Origin of the sequence: Streptomyces sporangiiformans (assembly GCF_005768555.2) — a bacterium.
Taxonomy (GTDB): Bacteria; Actinomycetota; Actinomycetes; order Streptomycetales; family Streptomycetaceae; genus Streptomyces; species Streptomyces sporangiiformans.
On record NZ_VCHX02000133.1, the window covers coordinates 1 to 17,433 of the forward strand.

At 69.8% G+C, this 17,433-nt stretch carries 15 protein-coding genes; 9 read left to right on the forward strand and 6 right to left on the reverse strand.

Annotated features, from left to right (window positions below):
* The 3 genes from FGD71_RS19445 to FGD71_RS19455 all read left to right on the forward strand — a co-directional run.
* The coding region (locus FGD71_RS19445; protein WP_240436677.1) for a condensation domain-containing protein at positions 1-1,939 on the forward strand (1,939 nt) is incomplete at its 5' end.
* A gap of 90 nt (positions 1,940-2,029) precedes the next feature.
* Positions 2,030-2,428 (forward strand): BlaI/MecI/CopY family transcriptional regulator, encoded by a 399-nt coding sequence (locus tag FGD71_RS19450; RefSeq protein WP_119101739.1) that lies wholly within the window; start codon positions 2,030-2,032, stop codon positions 2,426-2,428.
* Positions 2,425-3,357, forward strand: coding sequence for a M56 family metallopeptidase (locus tag FGD71_RS19455; RefSeq protein ID WP_119101740.1), 933 nt, complete (start codon positions 2,425-2,427; stop codon positions 3,355-3,357). Before FGD71_RS19450 ends, FGD71_RS19455 begins: the two co-directional genes overlap by 4 nt.
* 137 nt (positions 3,358-3,494) lie before the next feature.
* On the opposite strand, the gene FGD71_RS19460 is transcribed toward FGD71_RS19455, so the two are convergent.
* The gene (locus FGD71_RS19460) at positions 3,495-5,783 is read right to left on the reverse strand and encodes an MMPL family transporter (RefSeq protein WP_119101741.1); all 2,289 of its coding nucleotides are present in this window, start codon (positions 5,781-5,783) and stop codon (positions 3,495-3,497) included.
* Positions 5,784-5,857: 74 nt separating this feature from the next.
* Here FGD71_RS19460 and FGD71_RS19465 point away from each other — a divergent pair, with 74 nt between their 5' ends.
* Positions 5,858-6,475 carry a TetR/AcrR family transcriptional regulator gene (locus tag FGD71_RS19465; protein ID WP_119101742.1) on the forward strand — a complete coding sequence of 206 codons (618 nt, stop codon included), beginning with the start codon at positions 5,858-5,860 and terminating at the stop codon, positions 6,473-6,475.
* A gap of 48 nt (positions 6,476-6,523) precedes the next feature.
* Here FGD71_RS19465 and FGD71_RS19470 read toward each other — a convergent pair whose 3' ends face one another.
* Complete coding sequence (locus FGD71_RS19470; protein WP_119101743.1) at positions 6,524-7,327, reverse strand: VOC family protein; 804 nt, start codon at positions 7,325-7,327, stop codon at positions 6,524-6,526.
* Between the two features lie 196 nt (positions 7,328-7,523).
* Here FGD71_RS19470 and FGD71_RS19475 point away from each other — a divergent pair, with 196 nt between their 5' ends.
* Entirely contained in the window at positions 7,524-8,351 is an 828-nt protein-coding gene (locus FGD71_RS19475; RefSeq protein ID WP_119101744.1) for a sulfurtransferase, read from the forward strand.
* A 93-nt stretch (positions 8,352-8,444) separates the two neighbouring features.
* On the opposite strand, the gene sepH is transcribed toward FGD71_RS19475, so the two are convergent.
* The 3 genes from sepH to FGD71_RS19490 form a co-directional block, all read right to left on the reverse strand.
* On the reverse strand, positions 8,445-9,509 hold the full coding sequence (sepH, locus tag FGD71_RS19480) for a septation protein SepH (protein WP_119101745.1): 1,065 nt from the start codon (positions 9,507-9,509) through the stop codon (positions 8,445-8,447).
* 448 nt (positions 9,510-9,957) lie between these two features.
* A complete protein-coding gene (locus tag FGD71_RS19485) occupies positions 9,958-11,277 on the reverse strand; it encodes a D-arabinono-1,4-lactone oxidase (RefSeq protein ID WP_119101746.1) in 1,320 nt (439 codons plus the stop codon).
* Positions 11,237-12,475, reverse strand: a complete 1,239-nt coding sequence (locus FGD71_RS19490; RefSeq protein ID WP_119101747.1) for an MFS transporter — start codon at positions 12,473-12,475, stop codon at positions 11,237-11,239. Before FGD71_RS19490 ends, FGD71_RS19485 begins: the two co-directional genes overlap by 41 nt.
* A 188-nt stretch (positions 12,476-12,663) precedes the next feature.
* Between FGD71_RS19490 and FGD71_RS19495 the strand changes: the two genes are divergently transcribed.
* On the forward strand, positions 12,664-13,791 hold the full coding sequence (locus tag FGD71_RS19495) for a ferrochelatase (protein ID WP_119101748.1): 1,128 nt from the start codon (positions 12,664-12,666) through the stop codon (positions 13,789-13,791).
* Positions 13,792-13,799: 8 nt separating this feature from the next.
* On the forward strand, positions 13,800-14,612 hold the full coding sequence (locus FGD71_RS19500) for an inositol monophosphatase family protein (protein WP_119101749.1): 813 nt from the start codon (positions 13,800-13,802) through the stop codon (positions 14,610-14,612).
* A 117-nt stretch (positions 14,613-14,729) separates the two neighbouring features.
* Here FGD71_RS19500 and FGD71_RS47445 read toward each other — a convergent pair whose 3' ends face one another.
* Positions 14,730-14,903, reverse strand: coding sequence for a hypothetical protein (locus FGD71_RS47445; RefSeq protein ID WP_162931172.1), 174 nt, complete (start codon positions 14,901-14,903; stop codon positions 14,730-14,732).
* A 391-nt stretch (positions 14,904-15,294) separates the two neighbouring features.
* On the opposite strand from FGD71_RS47445, the gene FGD71_RS19505 reads away from it, so the two are divergent.
* Together FGD71_RS19505 and FGD71_RS19510 are read left to right on the forward strand one after the other, a co-directional pair.
* Positions 15,295-15,948 carry a response regulator transcription factor gene (locus tag FGD71_RS19505; RefSeq protein ID WP_010983842.1) on the forward strand — a complete coding sequence of 218 codons (654 nt, stop codon included), beginning with the start codon at positions 15,295-15,297 and terminating at the stop codon, positions 15,946-15,948.
* A gap of 6 nt (positions 15,949-15,954) precedes the next feature.
* Complete coding sequence (locus tag FGD71_RS19510; RefSeq protein ID WP_119101780.1) at positions 15,955-17,202, forward strand: sensor histidine kinase; 1,248 nt, start codon at positions 15,955-15,957, stop codon at positions 17,200-17,202.
* Positions 17,203-17,433 lie beyond the last annotated feature (231 nt).

A 17,433-nucleotide genomic window follows, 5' to 3' on the forward strand; every position in this document is an offset into this window, starting at 1 on the left:
GATCGAGGCCAAACTCACCACCCACCCCGGCGTGAAGGACGCCGTCGTCACCGCGGCGAACAACCACCTCACCGCCTACCTCACGCCCATCGACCCCGTCTCCGACGATCCGGACGAGTTCATCGCGGACGCCCGGACCATGATCGCCACCGTGCTCCCGGAGTACATGGTCCCGCGCAACTTCGTGCTCCTTGACGCCCTGCCCCTGTCGGCCAACGGCAAGGTCGACCGCAGCGCCCTGCCCGCACCCCTGCCGCAGACAGCGAGTGCGCCCTCGCGCGGTGCCTCGGACCCGGACAGCGCCCAGGGGCCAGAACCGCGCAATGACATGGAGCGGCGGCTGCGGGACATCTGGGTCGAGGTGCTCGGCACGGAAACCATCAGCATCCACGACGACTTCGGGGAACTCGGTGGGGACTCGCTGCTCGCCCTTCGCGTGATCAGCAGGGCGGCCGACGTGGGGCTGGCGCTCAGCCCGCGTCAGTTCTTCGAGCACCCGACGATCTTCGGGCTGGCCGGCGTGGCCACACTGGTGGGGCCTCGCCCGGCCGACGAAGCGCGGGCCGAGGTCGTCGGCGACGCGCCACTGCTCCCCGCACAGGCCATGCTCCTCGCCGGGCTCGAGGGCTCGGTGGCCCGCCACCACAACTACGCGCTGTTCTTCGAACTCGACGACCCGCTGAACAAGGTGGCGCTGCGTGTCGCACTCCGGACCCTCATCGGCCGCCACGACGCCCTTCGTACGGGCTTCGTCCACGGTCCCGGGGGCTGGCGGCAGCGCGTGGCGGCGGCGGGCGAGGCGTCTGCCGTTCCTCTGGAGTGGCTCGACCTGGGTGACCTGTCAGTCGAGGATCAGGACCGCACCATCGAGGAGCTCGCCGAGCGGGCACAACGCGGCTTCGACCTCGCGGAGCCGCCACTCCTGCGGGTGCTGTATTTCGACCGGGGCCGGGACAGGCGTCCGGAGGTCCTTCTGGTCGCCCACTGGCTGGTCGTGGACAACTTCTCCTTGCGACTCGTCCTCGAAGAACTGCTCGCCGCGCACGTTCAGATCGCGGAGGAGGGGCACGCGGAACTGCCCTCGCCCACCGTGCCCGCTGCGGTGTGGGCCGGGGAGGTAGCGCGCCACGCCGAGCAGACGGCGGTGACGCGCGAGGAGCAGGCCCGTCCTCCCGTGGAGCAGACACCCCGCGGTGTCGCTCGTGACGCCGTCACGCTCATCGAGGTGCTCGACGCCCCGGCGACCGACCGACTGCGTGAGCAGGCCCGCTCCACGGTGACCATGGGAGACGTGCTCCTCGCGGCCCTGGCCCGCTCCGCCCGTGTGTCCGGCTTCGGCGAGTCGATCCACGTCGACGTGGACGGGCACGGACGGGCCGCGGTGCTGCCCGGTACATCCGCTGCCGCTGACCTGTCGCGCACGGTCGGCAGGCTGTCAGTCCGCTATCAGCTGGAGGTAGCCGCTCTGCAGGAGTCCGCCGAAGCGGTCCATGGGATCGCCGAGGCGCGCCTTGCCCGGCCCAACGGTGGTCTGGATGACGCCCTCGCCACGTACGGCGTCACCGCGGACGAGGGTGGCGCACCCGCTCCCGCGCCCGAGTTCGCGTTCAACTACCTCGGTGCGGTCGACGAACTGTACGCCATGCCGGGGCTGCGGCCGTCCTGGAACCGTCCAGGGCCGCTGGTCCACCCGGACACACCGCTCCGGCACAGGTTCGAGGTACTCTGCGGCACGGTCGAGGGCGAGTTGCTCATCGGCGTGACGTCCCCAGGCGCCCACCAACCTGAGGCCGAGCGCCTGCTGAAGAACCTCATGGGCGAACTGCGCGGCACGGAGGACGGGGTACAGAGCCGTACTCACGTTGACGAGAGGGACACCCACGGTTCGGCGCTGGCCACGACGTTCCGGCGCTGGCTGTCGCCCGCTGCCGCCGACTGATCACCAGTGACCTACGGGGCGATGTGGTGTCCGTGCTGATCCGGACGGACACCGCATCGCCCCAAGTTCGTTACCCGGGCCCCCGGTACGATGCCACGGAACAAACCGGAGGGCAGTGTGTGGAGTCTGGGGTCACTTGAAGCCGAGGTGATGGAGCGGATCTGGTCCGCGGACCACCCTCTTCCCGTGCGTGACATGGTCGATGCCATGAACGCCGAGCGCAGTGCACCACTGGCTTACACGACGGTCATGTCCACCATGGCCAAGCTCCACCGCAAGGGCTGGCTCGACCGTACCCGCTCCGGGAAGCAGTATCTGTACGAGCCCCGTGAGAGCCGTGAGGCCTGCACGGCACGGCTCATGGCCGAGGCACTGACCGACAGCAACGATCCGGAGTCCGTGCTGCTGCAGTTCGTCCAACGGGTGGCGTCGACCGGTTCCCCCGCGTTGCTGAGCACGGTTCGCCGCGCCTTGGGAGACGACACATGACGGCTCCGCTCCTGCTGGCGTCCTACCTGGCGGTGACCGCCGTGCCGGTGTCCCTGCTGCTGCGCCGGGCCCGTTGGGTGGTGTACGCACCGCGGACAGCCATCGCCGTGTGGTTCGGGCTTCTCAGCTCCTGGGTGGGAGGGGCGATACTGCTCGGTTGCGAGGTGACCGAGGAAGCCTTCGGCAGCGGTCTTTGGGAGTGCTGCCTGGAGTTCTTCGCAGAGCCCGGACCCTCCCGGCATGAAGCCGTCCCTGTGGCGGTGGGTGTCGTCTTGGTGTTCGGCGTACCGGCCCGGGTGATCACCCTTCTGCTGCGCGACGTGCTCAGGCGGCGCCGCCGCCAACTGCGTCTCGCCGAAGCCCTGGACGTGCTCGGCCGACCCGTGAAGGTGGGCGGCGGCCGGGTCATGGCCATCGACCACGAGTGCCCGGCGGCGTACTGCGTGGCGGCACGGGGAGGGCGGATCGTCCTGACCACAGCGGCGCTCAGGACGCTCCCGCAGTCGGAGTTGTCCGCCGTTGTGGCGCACGAAAAGGCTCATCTGGAGGGACGTCACTACCTGTTGACCACCGCCGCGGCGTCCCTGGCCCGGGCGCTGCCGGGCGTTCCGCTGTTCACTTCCGCAGGACCCGCCGTAGCGCGGCTGGCGGAGATGGCGGCCGACGACGCTGCGGCGCGGGGCACTCGGAGAGAGACCGTGGCGCGCGGTCTGGCCCTTCTCGTCGCGGCACAGGCAGGACGCCGGAGCGCTGTCGGCACGACCGTCCTTCAGGCGTCCGCGGATCACGTGGCCGAGCGCATCAACAGGCTGCTCGACATAGGCCAGGTGGACGGAAGACGATCGGTGGTGGCCGGAGCCGGATGGTTTGTCGGCCTCGCTGTCGCGCCTGCCTTCGTCATCGCGGGCACGGCGGTGTTCTGTTGCTGATCCGCTGATCCGCTGATCCGCTGACCCCGGCCGCCGGGGAACGCCGGGGCCGGCACCATCCGGTGTCGGCCCCGGCGTTCGTACGGACCTGAGTCGGACCGGCGTTCGTACGGATCTCAGTACACGGCGTGTNGATCTCAGTACACGGCGTGTCGCGTCGGCGGCACGCCGTCGGCCGCGGCGGTGGCTGGTGCGGGGACCGGGTTTCCGTCTTCACCGGAGGACTGCCCGTGGCTGAAGCCGATCCTGTCGTGGAGGCGCCGCAGCGGAGCAGGCGCCCACCAGTTCACCCGTCCCGCAAGTCGCATGAAGGCGGGCACGAGCAGACCACGGATGACCAGGGCGTCCATCAGGATCGCGAGCGCGGTGCCCAGGCCCAGCATCTTGACATGGGTGACACCGGCACTGACCAGGGCGAGGAAGAAGATCGCCAGGAGACCGGCAGCCGCCGTGACAATCCGTCCAGTGGCCTCCAACCCGGCGGCGACGGCGGTGCGGTTGTCGCCGGTGCGGTCGTATTCCTCCTTGATCCGGGACAACAGGAACACCTCGTAGTCCATGGACAGGCCGAAGATGATGCAGAACATCAGGATCGGCATGGTCACGTCGATGCGTCCCGTGACGGTGAAGTCCCCGACCAGCCACTGCAGATGACCGTCCTGGAAGACGAAGACCATCGCTCCGTAAGTCGCCGTCAGGCTGAGCAGGTTGAGAAGGATGGCCTTGATCGGCATGACGACGCTGCCGGTGAACAGGAACAGCAGCACGAAGGTCAGCACCGCGATGATCAGAGCGGCGTACGGCAGGGCGGACCACAAGCTGTCCAGCGTGTCCGCGTAGGTGGCGGCGGGACCTGCCACGAGCGCCTCGGTACCTGCGGGCGGACCGGTCGCTCGTACGTCGGACACGAGGTCCTGACCGGCCCGTGAATAGGCCTCGACTCCCGTCGCCACGGACAGCCATGTGCCCTTGCCGTCGGTGAACAACCGCTCCGCGCCTGCGGCGGGCGGCGCGATGCGGGTGCCGTCGCGGAAGCTGCCGGTGGCCGTGTCCACGCGGTCGACGCCGACGACCTCGGACAGGGACTCGGCGTACACGGTCAGCGCCGCGTCGTCCGGCTTCCGGTCGGGCAGGACAACCTTCAAGTCCTGCCCGGCGAAGGACGGGAAATCGGTGCGGGTCGCGGAACCCACCTGTGCCGCGGCCATGTCCTTGGGCAGCGCCCGGTCGTCGGGGATGCTGAACGAGGCCTTGGCGAAGGGCATGACGACGACGGCCAGGGCGACGAGAACCACGGTGAGCACCGGCAGGGGGCGTCGCATGACGGCCATGGCGAGCCGGTGCCAGAAACCGTCCTCGGGATTCCTCGGTCGCTTGCCGGATCCGCGTCGGCGCAGTTTGGCGAGCACATCGAACTTGTCGATGCGGGGACCGAGGGCGGCGAGCAGCGCCGGGAGGAGAACGACCGCGCCCAGCGTGGCGAAGAAGACCACCGCGATCCCCGCATAGGCGAACGAGCGCAGGAAGTAGAGCGGGAAGACCAGCAGCGCCGAAAGGGAAAGCAGCACGGTCAGCGCCGAGAAGACCACCGTACGACCCGCCGTACGCAGCGAGCCCCGTAGCGCCGCTGCCGTGTCGTATCCCTTGCGCAGTTCCTCCCGGTACCGGCTGACGATGAACAGCGAGTAGTCGATGGCCAGCCCGAGCCCCAGCGCTGTGGAGAGGTTGATGGCGAAGATGGAGACGCCGGTGACCTCGTTGAGCAGCCGCAGCACGGCGAGTGAGCCGACGACGGACACGCCCGCGACGGCGAGCGGAAGCAGCGCCGCCATCCCGGAACCGAAGACGAGGACCAGCAGCAGGATGGTGATCGGTATCGCGATGCCTTCCGCACGCGTCAGATCGCTGGTGATCCGCTCGGAGCCCTGCCGGTTGAACTCCGCCCGACCTCCGGACTGGACCTCCAGTACGCCCTGATCTGCCGTGACGAGGGGAGCGATGCGTTTGGCGGCCTTCAGGACCTCGTCGTCATCGCCCTGGAGGCGGGCCAGGACGAGTGCCGAACGCCCGTCCTTCGAGCGCAGGTCGGCCGCATGATCGGAGGCCCAGTACGAGGTCACCTCGGCGACGCCGCGCTGGTCGGCGAGCTTCTGGGTGAGCGCCCGGCCGTCGGCGGCAGCCTCGCCGGAGTCGACCTTGCCGGGCGCCCGGGCCAGCAGGATGAAGTTCGGGTCACCGGTGTCGAAGCGGTCCCGCAGGATGTCGACGGCGACGGACGATTCGGCGTCGGGGTCTTCGAAGCCGCCCGCGGAGAGCACCTTCATGGCCGGAGCGGCGATGGCCCCGGCGATGGCGAATCCCAGGACTGCGATGACGAGGACGAGTCGACGTCGCCGCAGGGCTAGCGACGCCAGTCGGGCAAGCATGGGTCCCCCTGAGGACGAGTGGAAACATTCCGAGAGTTGGCCAGATACTCTGAGTATGGAATATCCTTCTGGTCATGACTGTCAAGGGAAGGCGCCAGGAGTACGTGGAGGCCACCCGGGCCGCGCTGCTGGACTCGGCCTTGGAGCTGTTCACGGAGAAGGGCTTCGCCCAGACCTCGCTGGATGAGGTGGCTGCTGCGGCGCGGTTGACCAAAGGCGCCCTGTATCACCACTTCGCCGGCAAGCAGGCCCTCTTCGAGCAGGTGCTGGCGACGGTCAACGACCGGATCGCGCAGACGGTCGTCGAGGCCGGGGCGGAGGTGGACGAGCCCTGGGCTCGCCTCACGCGGGGACTCGACGCATTCCTGGACGCGTGCCTGGATCGCGAGTACCAGCGCATCTGCCTGCGCCAGGCGCCCGCCGTGCTGGGCTGGGAGCGGTGCCGGGAACTCGAGGCCGGCATGATGGGCCTGTTGGACGCCATGCTGCGCGAACTCGCAGTGGCGGGAAGATCACGGCTTCAGCCGAGTCCGCTTCTCACGCGGGTACTCTTCCGGATGCTCAGCGAGGCGGCCATGGCCATTGGAGAGGCTGAGGACCCCAAGGCGGCTCGAGTCGAAGTCGGTGTGCTCGTGGAGGAATTGCTGCACTCGGTGCACGGTGGGAACGCCGGGTCCCTGACCTCCCGCTGACTCGGTGATCTCTGTCGGCGTGGGCCCCACGGCAGCAACAGCTCGAGCTCATCCGGACGAGTGGCTCGTGCGCACCAGTGAGAACGTCGCCCCTTCCGGGTCCGCGACCTTGGCGATGCGGCCCCGAGGGGTGTCGCGGGGCGTCTTGAGGGCATGGCCGCCCAGTTCGATGACATGGGTGAGCGAGGCGTCCACGTCGGCGACTTCGAAGTAGGTCATCCAGTGAGGGCCACGGTCGCGGGGGAGGGCAGCGCCCACACCCCGGATGCCCGCGACCGGGCGGCCCTCGATGTGGAGAGTGTTGTAGTCGAGATCGGCGGAGACGACCGGCTCCACCTCGTAACCGAAGACATGTTGGTAGAACCTGGCGACGCTCGAGGAGTCGCGCGTGAGGAGCTCGTTCCATGCGGGCGCCCCGGGGACCTCGGTGATCTCAGTGCCGAGGTGGGCCGCCGCCTGCCAGATGCCGAAGACGGCGCCCGAAAGGTCGGAGGCGATGGCGAGCCGGCCGGCGTCCGAGGCGTCCAAGGGGCCCACCCCGACCGTTCCGCCGCAGTGCCGTACCGTTTCCGCGGTCAGATCCACGTCGTCCGAGGCGAAATAGGGCGTCCAGGCGAGGGGCAGATGGCGGTCGGGCGGAAGTTGTCCGATACCGGCCACATCGTGGCCGTCGAGCACGGCTCGTACGTACGGGCCCAGGTGCGGGGCGCCCGGCTCGAACTTCCAGCCGAACAGGGCCCCGTAGAACTCCTGGGCCGCGGTCATCCCGTGCACCATCAGACTCACCCAGCAGGGTGTGCCGGGCGCGTACGCAGCGCTGTCCCGGCCGGCCGACCCCCGTGCCTCGGTCATCGTCACCCTCTCCTCGGCCCCCACTGGTGCCGCCTCCCTTCCCCTTTTGAACGCGCGAACCGCCGCCGGTGGTCTGGTGGCGCCGATCAGTTCTACAGTGTGTGGCCAGATCTGTACGCGGCGTGCTCGGGCCGTCCGGCGGGCAGAGTAGCCGGACCTGGACGATGCGGCCACCCCGTAAGTAAGGATGGTGGCCATGAACGCCATCATCTCCGCATCCGAACTCGAGAGGAACCTGGTGGGACCGAACCCGCCGGTCGTGCTCGACATCCGCTGGCAACTGGGCGGTCCGAACCTGCGCTCCGCCTACGAGGAGGGGCACATCCCGGGGGCCGTCTACGTGGACCTGGACTCGGAACTCGCCGCTCCGCCCGGGGCGGGAGGCAGGCATCCGCTGCCGGACATGGAGGTCTTCGGGGCCGCCATGCGGGCGGCCGGAGTCAGTCAGGACCGTGCGGTCGTGGTCTACGACGGTGGGCTCGGCTGGGCCGCGGCGCGGGCGTGGTGGCTGCTGCGCTGGACAGGGCACCCCTCGGTGCGTGTCCTGGACGGCGGTCTCGCGGCCTGGGGCGGCCCGCTGGAGGCCGGCGTCCCCTCTCCTGTCGCCGGGGCCTTCGTGCCCTCGCCCGGCGCGCTCTCGCTCCTCGACGCGGACGCGGCCGCGTCCCTGGCCCGTACCGGCCTGCTCCTCGACGCACGCGCCGCCGAGCGCTACCGCGGCGATGTCGAGCCGATCGACCGGATCGGCGGCCACATCCCCGGCGCGGTCTCGGCGCCGACCACGCAGAACGTGACGGAATCCGGTCACTTCCGCCCGGCCGCCGAACTCGCCGACCGTTTCAAGTCCTTGGGGGCTGCCGGCTCTTGTGAGGTCGGCGTCTACTGCGGCTCGGGCGTCTCGGCCGCCCACGAGGTTCTCGCACTGGAGGTCGCGGGCATTCCGGCCGCGCTGTACGCGGGTTCGTGGTCGGAGTGGTCGCGGGACGAGAGCCGCCCGATCGCGACCGGGCCGGACCCGCAGTAGCCCGCAGCGTGAAGGGGCTCGCACCGAAACGGTGCGAGCCTCTCCGCGTACGACTCCTGTTGCCTGCTCGCGCGTTGCCTGCTCGCGCGTTTTCTACTCCTGCTTCTTGCGGCGTGTCCCGAAGACGATCTCGTCCCAGCTCGGTACCGCCGCTCTGCGTCCCGGACGGACGCCGTCGGCCTCGGCCTGACGGTCGGTGGCGCCCACGAGCCGGTCGCGGTGGCTGGCCACCGAGCGGGGCATGAGGATGTCGGCGTAGGCCGAGCCGGCCGATGCCGCGGGAGCCGGGGGCTCTTCCTCCTCGGGCTCCGGGGCGGGCTCCTCCTCCGCCGTCGCCGGATGCTCCGGGGCTGTCGTGGGGCGCTCGGGCACCACCAGGTCGCCGCGGAAGCTGGGCACGGCCTCCAGGAGGCTGGTGAGCGAGTCACGTTCGCCGTTGGTGCTCTCCTCCGCGGGCTCGGGCGAAGGAGACGGCAGGACGGGACGTTCCGTCTGGCGGTCCAGGGCACGGTCCAACGGGCGGTCACGCGGCAGCCGGGCGATCCGCGGCACGAACGGGAAGCTGGGCTCGGGCGCGGCGAGTTCGTCGTCGGACTCGCCGATCAGCGAGCGCGCCTCGTCGTCGACGGCCTGGACGAGCCGCCGTGGCGGGTCGTACGTCCAGCTCGCCGAGTGCGGTTCGCCCGCGACCCGGTAGACGAGCAGGACCTCCCATGTGCCGTCGTCGCGACGCCACGAGTCCCACTGGACGGTCTCCTTGTCGGCGCCGCGCAGCAGCAGCCGCTCCTGCACCGCCTCGCCGAGCTGGGGTCCCGTGGTCTCGCCCGGCCGACGGACCGGGGTCTTCAGGGCCCGCTCCGCCATGAAGGCACGCTCGGCCAGCACGGGGCCCTCGAAACGGCGTACCCGTTCGACGGGGATGTTGGCGAACTGGGCGACCTCTTCGGCGGTGGCGCCGGCGCGTATACGCGCCTGGATGTCCCGGGGGCGGAGATGGCTCTCCACCTCGATCTCGATCTGGCCGAGTCGGGGGCGGTCGCCGCGGACGGCGGCGCGCAGACGCTCGTCGATCGGAAGCGTGTACTCCGTGCTGTCGGCAGCTTTCAGCACCAGCCGTGTGCCGTCGTTAGAGACGGCCACGACACGCAGTTCGGGCATGGGGACCTCCCGGGTGGTGCCTGCCGACGTCACGTGCGTCGCTGCTTCCGCTAGTCGAGTGTGGCCTGCCCGGGTGCAGCCTGCCACAACCTTGCCGAGTTGCCCGGCGTGTCGGGCGGTGGCCCGGGATCGCCGTTATGGCACGGTTACCTATTCGCAACGCTAAGTGACGAACCTCATCACCCTGTGCAACGAGCCCCCTCCCGGCGGTCCTGGAAGGCACCGGACGCCCTGGCGGGTGTCCGGACCCAGGGCTCGCAACAGTACTCCATTCGGGCCACCTGCGTGGATCGGCACGCCACCCAACTTCTCGCGGCGGCCAGGAGTTGGCCGCCGAGGCGCCGTTTCCGTGACCACGGGGCGTGGCGGCTTCACGAAATCGCCGGAAACGGAACCAGTCGTTTCGCTCTCCGGCCCCGTCACGGTCCACGCGTGTGCGACCGCGCGCCTACGCCCCCAACACCCGCCGCAGATAGTCGTTTCCGAAGCGCCGGTCCGGGTCGAGCCGGTCCCGAAGGGCCGTGAACTCGCCGAAGCGCGGATAGACCTCGGAGAGGTACTCCGCGTCGCGCGTGTGCAATTTGGCCCAGTGCGGCCGACCCTCGTGCGCGGTGAAGATCCGCTCGGCGGCCGTGAAGTACGCCCGGTTCGGCATGCCCTTGTACATGTGGACCGCGATGTACGCGCTGTCCCGGCCGGACGCCGTGGAGAGCGTGATGTCGTCCGCGGGTGCCGTACGCACCTCCACCGGAAAACTGATCCGCAGCGGCGAACGGTCGACCATGGCCTTCAGTTCGCGCAGCGTCTCGACTAGGGCCGCGCGCGGGACGGCGTACTCCATCTCCGTGAAGCGCACCCGGCGAGGGGAAGTGAAGACTTTGTAGGGAATGTCGGTGTACGTGCGTGTGGACAGGGCGCGGCTGGAGATCTTCGCGATCGCCGGGATGGTCGCGGGCACGGCGCGGCCGACCGTATTGGCCACCTGGAAGAGGCCGTTGGAAAGGAACTCGTCCTCGAAGAGGCCACTGATCCTGCCGATCGGCCTCTCCGGCCCAGGGCTGCGGTTGTTGCGCTTGGTGGTGCAGTTGCCGGTGTGCGGGAACCAGTAGAACTCGAAGTGCTCGTTCTCCGCGAACAGTTCGTCGAAAGTGCTCGTGACCTCGTCGAAGGTCATCGGCTCCTCGCGGGCCGTGAGCAGAAAAACGGGCTCCACGGAGAACGTGATCGCGGTGATGACGCCCAGGGCGCCGAGGCCGATACGGGCGGCCACGAAGACCTCCGGGTTCTCCTTCTCGGAGCAGGTGAGCACCGAGCCGTCGGCCGTCACCAGCTCAAGGGCCTTGATCTGGGCGGCGATCGAGCCCGAGTCCCGGCCCGTACCGTGCGTGCCCGTGCTGGTCGCGCCGGAGACCGTCTGCTCTGTGACGTCGCCCATGTTCGTGAGCGACAGACCCTCGCGGGCCAGGGCCATGTTCAGCCGCTTCAGCGGGGTGCCGGCCTCCACGGTGACCGTGCCCGCCTGGCGGTCGATCTTGCGTATACCGGTGAGCAGTTGGGGCCGTATCAGCACACCGTCGGTCGCGGCGACGGCCGTGAAGGAGTGGCCCGTTCCCACGGCCTTGACCTTCAGGCCGTCTTCGGCGGCCTTGCGTACGGCCGCGGAGAGTTCCTCGACGGAGGCGGGGGTGACCTCACGTACGGGACGTGCGGTGACGTTCCCCGCCCAGTTACGCCAGGTGCCGCTCTTCCCGCTCGCTGTGCTGCTCATGGGTTCCTCCCCGCTGCGGAACCGGCCTGCTGAGCCGGCGATACCCCAGGAAACCGACCGTGACCGCGACTGCTCCGGCGACCGCCGGAACCCCGTACCCGGCCCGGGCTCCGGCGGCGTCGATCACCCAGCCCGACACGGAGGAACCGAGCGCGACCCCGACCGCCAGCCCGGTGCTCACCCAGGTCATGCCCTCGGTCAGTTTCGCGCGAGGTACGTGCCGTTCGACGAGGGCCATCGTCGTGATCATCGTCGGTGCGATGGACAGGCCCGCGACAAACAGCGCCACGGCCAGGAACGGCAAGTTTCCGACCAGTAGGAGGGGGATCATACTCACGGCCATCGCACAGATGCCCAGCACCCACCTGCGGGCGGGCGCCCCCGTGAAGCGCAACAGGCCGAACACCGCTCCCGCCAGGCAGGAACCCGCCGCGTACACGGCCAGCACGATGCTCGCGGCCGCCTTGTGGCCCTCTTCCTCGGCGAAAGCCACCGTGACCACGTCGACCGCTCCGAAGATCGCACCCGTCGCCACGAAGGTGGTCACCAGGACCTGCAGCCCGGCCGAGCGCAGCGCCGAGCCGCTCCCCAGCTGCTCGCGCGGATGCGGCGGAGGTTCGGTGGCGCGCTGGGCCGTCAGCCAGAAGACGCCGACCGCCAGGAAGCAGCCCGCCAGGAGCGGCCCGGCCTCGGGGAACCAGACCGTGGACAGGCCGATGGAGATGATCGGCCCGAAGATGAAGCAGATCTCGTCGATGACGGACTCGAAGGCGTAGGCGGTGTGCAGCTCCGGCCTGTCCCGGAAGAGATACGCCCAGCGCGCCCTGGTCATCGCGCCGATGCTCGGTACGCAGCCGATGGCGGCGGAGCACACGAACAGCACCCAGTCCGGCCAGCCGAAGTGTGCGGCCAGCAGCAGCCCGGCGGCCGCGGCGAGGGCGCAGAGCGTCGCGGGACGCAGGACGCGCCGCTGCCCGTACTGGTCCACCAGCCGGGATATCTGCGGGCCGATCACCGCGGCGGACAGCGCGATGGTCGCCGAGAGCGCGCCCGCGAGCCCGTACCGCCCGGTGAGCTGGGAGATCATCGTCACCACGCCGATGCCCATCATCGACAGCGGCATCCGGCCGAGGAAACCCGCGGTGGAGAAACCCGTGGAGCCGGGGGCGGCGAACAGGGCGCGGTAGGGGCTGGGCACGGGAGTCTCCGGTGACGATCCGGTAGGGCGAGTACGGCGAGACGGCGAGTACGGCGAGTGCAGCAAGGATCACGTAAGGCGTGAACGCAGCTGATACAGCTTACGGGTCGGGTGACCCCCGTAGAGCCCGCGTCGGGCTGTCATACCGCCGTTTCCCGGCCGTCAGCGGCGGGTGGCAGGATCAAGACATGCCCGACGCGCTCGATGCCACTCCGTATGACGCCCTGCTCCTGCTCTCGTTCGGCGGCCCCGAAGGCCCCGACGACGTGGTCCCGTTCCTGGAGAACGTGACGCGGGGAAGAGGCATCCCCAAGGAACGTCTCAAGGAAGTGGGACAGCACTACTTCCTGTTCGGCGGGGTCAGCCCGATCAACGACCAGAACCGCGCCCTCCTCGATGCCCTCCGCAAGGACTTCGCGGGCCACGGCCTGGACCTGCCCGTGTACTGGGGCAACCGGAACTGGGCGCCGTATCTGACCGACACCCTGCGCGAGATGGTCGCAGACGGCCGCCGCCGCATCCTCGTCTTCGCCACGAGCGCGTACGCCTCGTACTCGGGCTGCCGCCAGTACCGCGAGAACCTCGCCGAAGCACTCGCGACCCTGCGGGCGGAGGGCCTGGAGCTGCCGCAGGTCGACAAAATGCGGCACTACTTCAACCACCCCGGCTTCCTGCAGCCCATGATCGACGGCGTCCTGAAGTCGCTCGCCGACCTTCCCGAGGACGTCCGCGCGGGTGCGCACCTCGCTTTCACGACCCACTCGATCCCGAACGCATCGGCGGACACCTCCGGGCCCGTCGAGGACCACGGCGACGGTGGCGCGTACGTCGCACAGCACCTGGACGTCGCGCGGCTGATCGCCGACGCCGTGCGCGAGGAAACAGGGATCGACCACCCCTGGCAGCTCGTCTACCAGTCCCGCTCCGGTGCCCCGCACATCCCGTGGCTGGAGCCGGACATCTGCGACCACCTGGAGGAGCTGCACGGCACCGGGGTCCCGGCCGTCGTGATGGCCCCCATCGGGTTCGTCTCGGACCACATGGAGGTCCTGTACGACCTCGACACCGAGGCGAAGGCCAAGGCCGAGGAGCTGGGCCTGCCGGTCCGCCGCTCGGCCACCGTGGGCGCCGATCCGCGGTTCGCCGCCGCGATCCGCGAGCTCGTCCTGGAGCGGGCCGCGAGCGAGCGCGGCGGCGACGTGACGCTCTGCGCGCTCGGCGCGCTGGGCCCGAGCCACGACCTCTGCCCGGTGGGCTGCTGCCCCGCCCGTGCCCCGAAGCCCGCCGCCGCGGGCGCCGACAGCCCCTACGCGTGAGGAACACCGTGACCCCCACAGCGAACGACCCGCTCAAGGCCGAGCTCCTGGAGATCGCGCTGGATGCGGCTCACCGCGCGGGCGCCTTTCTGCGCGACGGCCGCCCCGATGACCTCGGCGTGGCCGCGACCAAGACCAGCGCCATCGACGTCGTCACCGAGATGGACATCGCCTCCGAGAAGCTGATCACCGGTCTGCTCGCCGACCGCCGGCCGGACGACGGCGTGCTCGGCGAGGAGGGCGCCAGCGTCCAGGGCAGCAGCGGCGTCGAGTGGGTCATCGACCCGCTCGACGGAACCGTCAACTACCTGTACGGGCAGCCCACCTGGGCCGTCTCGATAGCCGCCCGCAAGGACGGCGAGACGGTCGTCGGCGTGGTGCACGCCCCTCTGCGCGGTGAGACCTACCGAGCCGTCCTGGGCGAGGGCGCGTACGTGAACGACCGCCCCGCGCGCGTGCGGCCCGCCCCCGCCCTCGAGCGGGCCCTCGTCGGCACGGGCTTCGGCTACCTCCCCGAACGCCGGTCCCGGCAGGCCGAGGTGGTCCGGCAGCTGATCCCGCAGGTGCGTGACATCCGCCGCGGCGGCTCGGCCGCGATCGACCTGTGCGACGTCGGGACAGGCCGCCTGGACGCGTACTACGAGCGCGGGCTGAACCCCTGGGACTACGCGGCCGGTGACCTGATCGCCCGGGAGGCGGGCGCTCTGGTCGGTGGCCGCCCCGGAGAGCAGCTCTCGACCGAGCTGACCGTCGCGGCCCCGCCCGGCCTCTTCGAGCCGTTCCAGACCCGCCTGGAGGAGCTGGGCGCCTGGCACGACTGACAGGGCGTACCGCCATGACTGGCATCTGACGGCGCGTACCGCCACGACGGGCAGCGCGTACAGCAACGAAGCGGGCCCCGGCCTGGATCTGCCGGGGCCCGCTCTCGTGCGAGCTGATCAGACGCGTGACGCGCCGACCTCCACACCGTGCTCAGCGGCGAGGCGGTGCAGGTCGTCCAGCTCGCCCTGCTCGACCTCGACGAGGAAGTCGTCGCCCTCGTCGCGAGCCCGCGTCAGGTCGGACTCGGTCGCCTTTATGCGCTGCAGAAGTCCTGCGGTGAATGCGTCCATGCTGCGCCCCCTCGTCCTGGGTCGTGGGTCGGTGGCACGGGGGTGTGCCGTTCGGAGGGGCGATCACGTCTCCTGTGGATGCCCAGCGCTGCCCCTGCTGGGCGGCGACGGTGCCGGACACCCACGCCCACTCTGCGGAAGCGGATCGCGGCGTGCCACATGGTGGTGTGCCACATGCAGAGCGTGATCGCGGGGTGTAAAGCCGTCCTCCCCCCGCTCCGTTCGACGGAAACCTCAACCGGACGAGAAAATTCGCATGGGCTGACCCCCTCACCCGTCTTACCGCCGACTTATGGCCGAAAAGGGCAGGATGGAGGTCTCACCCACTACAGAACCCGTCTGCGTGCGCGGAGGATCCGCTACGCGGGTGGACAGAGGAAGGACAAGCGACGTGCGCGTACTCGTCGTCGAGGACGAGCAGCTGCTCGCCGATGCGGTGGCCACCGGACTGCGCCGGGAGGCCATGGCCGTCGACGTCGTGTACGACGGTGCGGCCGCCCTGGAGCGCATCGGCGTCAACGACTACGACGTGGTCGTCCTCGACCGTGACCTCCCGCTGGTGCACGGCGACGACGTCTGCCGCAAGATCGTCGAACTCGGCATGCCCACGCGCGTGCTGATGCTCACGGCCTCCGGGGACGTCAGCGACCGCGTCGAAGGCCTGGAGATCGGTGCCGACGACTATCTGCCCAAGCCCTTCGCGTTCAGCGAACTGACGGCACGCGTGCGTGCCCTCGGCCGGCGTACGAGCGTGCCGCTGCCGCCGGTCCTGGAGCGCGCCGGGATCAAGCTCGACCCCAACCGCCGCGAGGTCTTCCGGGACGGCAAGGAGGTCCAGCTCGCCCCCAAGGAGTTCGCCGTCCTGGAGGTGCTGCTGCGCAGCGAGGGCGCCGTCGTCTCCGCCGAGCAGCTCCTGGAGAAGGCCTGGGACGAGAACACCGACCCGTTCACCAACGTCGTACGCGTGACCGTGATGACCCTGCGCCGCAAACTCGGAGAGCCCCCGGTCATCGTGACCGTGCCGGGCTCCGGCTACCGGATCTGATCCGTGGTGGCCACGACACCGGCGCCCCCGAAGACGCCCCCGAAGCCCACCTGGGACCCCCGGCGGCCGGACCCTCCGTTCCCCTGGCTGCGGCCGACCATCCGGATAAGGCTCACGCTGCTGTACGGCGGGATGTTCCTGATCGCCGGCATCCTGCTGCTGTCGATCATCTATCTGCTGGCCGCGCAGGCGGTGAGCACGGGCAACGAGCCGCTTTTCAAGATCGTCAGCGGTGACGCCATCAGGGTCTCCAGCGACAAGTGCCCCGCCGTCGGCTCCGGCCAGCAGTCGCTCGACGAGTTCAACGCGGCGATCAGCAACTGCATCGACCACCAGCGCCAGGTCGCCCTGGACAACCTGCTCAGCCGCTCGCTGCTCGCGCTGCTCGGCCTCGCCGTGATCGCGTTCGCCTTCGGCTACGCGATGGCGGGCCGCGTCCTGGCTCCGCTCGGCCGGATCACCCGTACGGCGCGCGCGGTGGCGGGTTCGGACCTGTCCCGCCGTATCGAGCTGGACGGTCCGGACGACGAGCTGAAGGAGCTGGCCGACACCTTCGACGACATGCTGGAGCGGCTGCAGCGGGCCTTCACGGCCCAGCAGCGGTTCGTGGGGAACGCCTCGCACGAGCTGCGGACGCCCCTCGCGATCAACCGCACGCTCTTGGAGGTGCACCTGTCCGATCCAGGGGCGCCCGTGGAGCTGCAACAGCTGGGCAGGACCCTGCTCGCCACCAACGAGCGCAGCGAGCAGCTCGTGGAGGGCCTGCTGCTGCTCGCCCGCAGCGACAACCAGATCGTCGAGCGCAAGCCGGTCGACCTCTCGGAGGTCGCCTCGCAGGCCATCGACCAGGTGCGATCCGAGGCGGACACGAAGGGCGTGGAGATCCGCGGAGAGCGGGCTCCCGTGGTCGTCCAGGGCAACGGCGTCCTGTTGGAGCGCATCGCCCTGAACCTCCTGCAGAACGCCGTTCGGTACAACGTGCCGAAGGACGGATGGGTCGAGGTGACGACCGAGGTCCAGCACGGTCAGGCGGTCCTCGTGGTGTCCAACACGGGGCCCGTGGTGCCGGCGTACGAGATCGACAACCTCTTCGAACCGTTCCGGCGGCTGCGGACCGAGCGGACGGGCAGCGACAAGGGCGTGGGCCTCGGCCTGTCGATCGCCCGGTCGGTGGCCCGTGCCCACGGCGGCCACATCGTTGCGGAACCGCGCGAAGGAGGTGGACTGGTGATGCGGGTGACCCTGCCCGTCTGAGATCATGTCGCCGACACGCAGCGTTGTTCGCTTTGAGCGGAATTTCCGGGGTGCCTGCCCAGGGGGTCCGTGTGTGATCGATCACAAGGGCGATTTTCTGGCCATCTACTCTCCGTGATCAAGAAGCTTGCCGGAAAGCCGGGAACATCCTGGTTTTCGGGGGTGCTGATCACGGGAAGTACACGGTGAGGCGCCTTTGAAGTGCGGCATCCGGACCGTGTACGGTCCCGT

Coding starts and splice junctions, on each gene's coding strand:
- FGD71_RS47445 (WP_162931172.1), bottom strand. CDS start 14,903: ATGGACGCATTCACCGCAGGACTTCTGCAGCGCATAAAGGCGACCGAG.
- FGD71_RS19455 (WP_119101740.1), top strand. CDS start 2,425: ATGACGGCTCCGCTCCTGCTGGCGTCCTACCTGGCGGTGACCGCCGTG.
- sepH (WP_119101745.1), bottom strand. CDS start 9,509: ATGCCCGAACTGCGTGTCGTGGCCGTCTCTAACGACGGCACACGGCTG.
- FGD71_RS19485 (WP_119101746.1), bottom strand. CDS start 11,277: ATGAGCAGCACAGCGAGCGGGAAGAGCGGCACCTGGCGTAACTGGGCG.
- FGD71_RS19495 (WP_119101748.1), top strand. CDS start 12,664: ATGCCCGACGCGCTCGATGCCACTCCGTATGACGCCCTGCTCCTGCTC.
- FGD71_RS19475 (WP_119101744.1), top strand. CDS start 7,524: ATGAACGCCATCATCTCCGCATCCGAACTCGAGAGGAACCTGGTGGGA.
- FGD71_RS19470 (WP_119101743.1), bottom strand. CDS start 7,327: ATGACCGAGGCACGGGGGTCGGCCGGCCGGGACAGCGCTGCGTACGCG.
- FGD71_RS19465 (WP_119101742.1), top strand. CDS start 5,858: ATGACTGTCAAGGGAAGGCGCCAGGAGTACGTGGAGGCCACCCGGGCC.
- FGD71_RS19460 (WP_119101741.1), bottom strand. CDS start 5,783: ATGCTTGCCCGACTGGCGTCGCTAGCCCTGCGGCGACGTCGACTCGTC.
- FGD71_RS19450 (WP_119101739.1), top strand. CDS start 2,030: ATGCCACGGAACAAACCGGAGGGCAGTGTGTGGAGTCTGGGGTCACTT.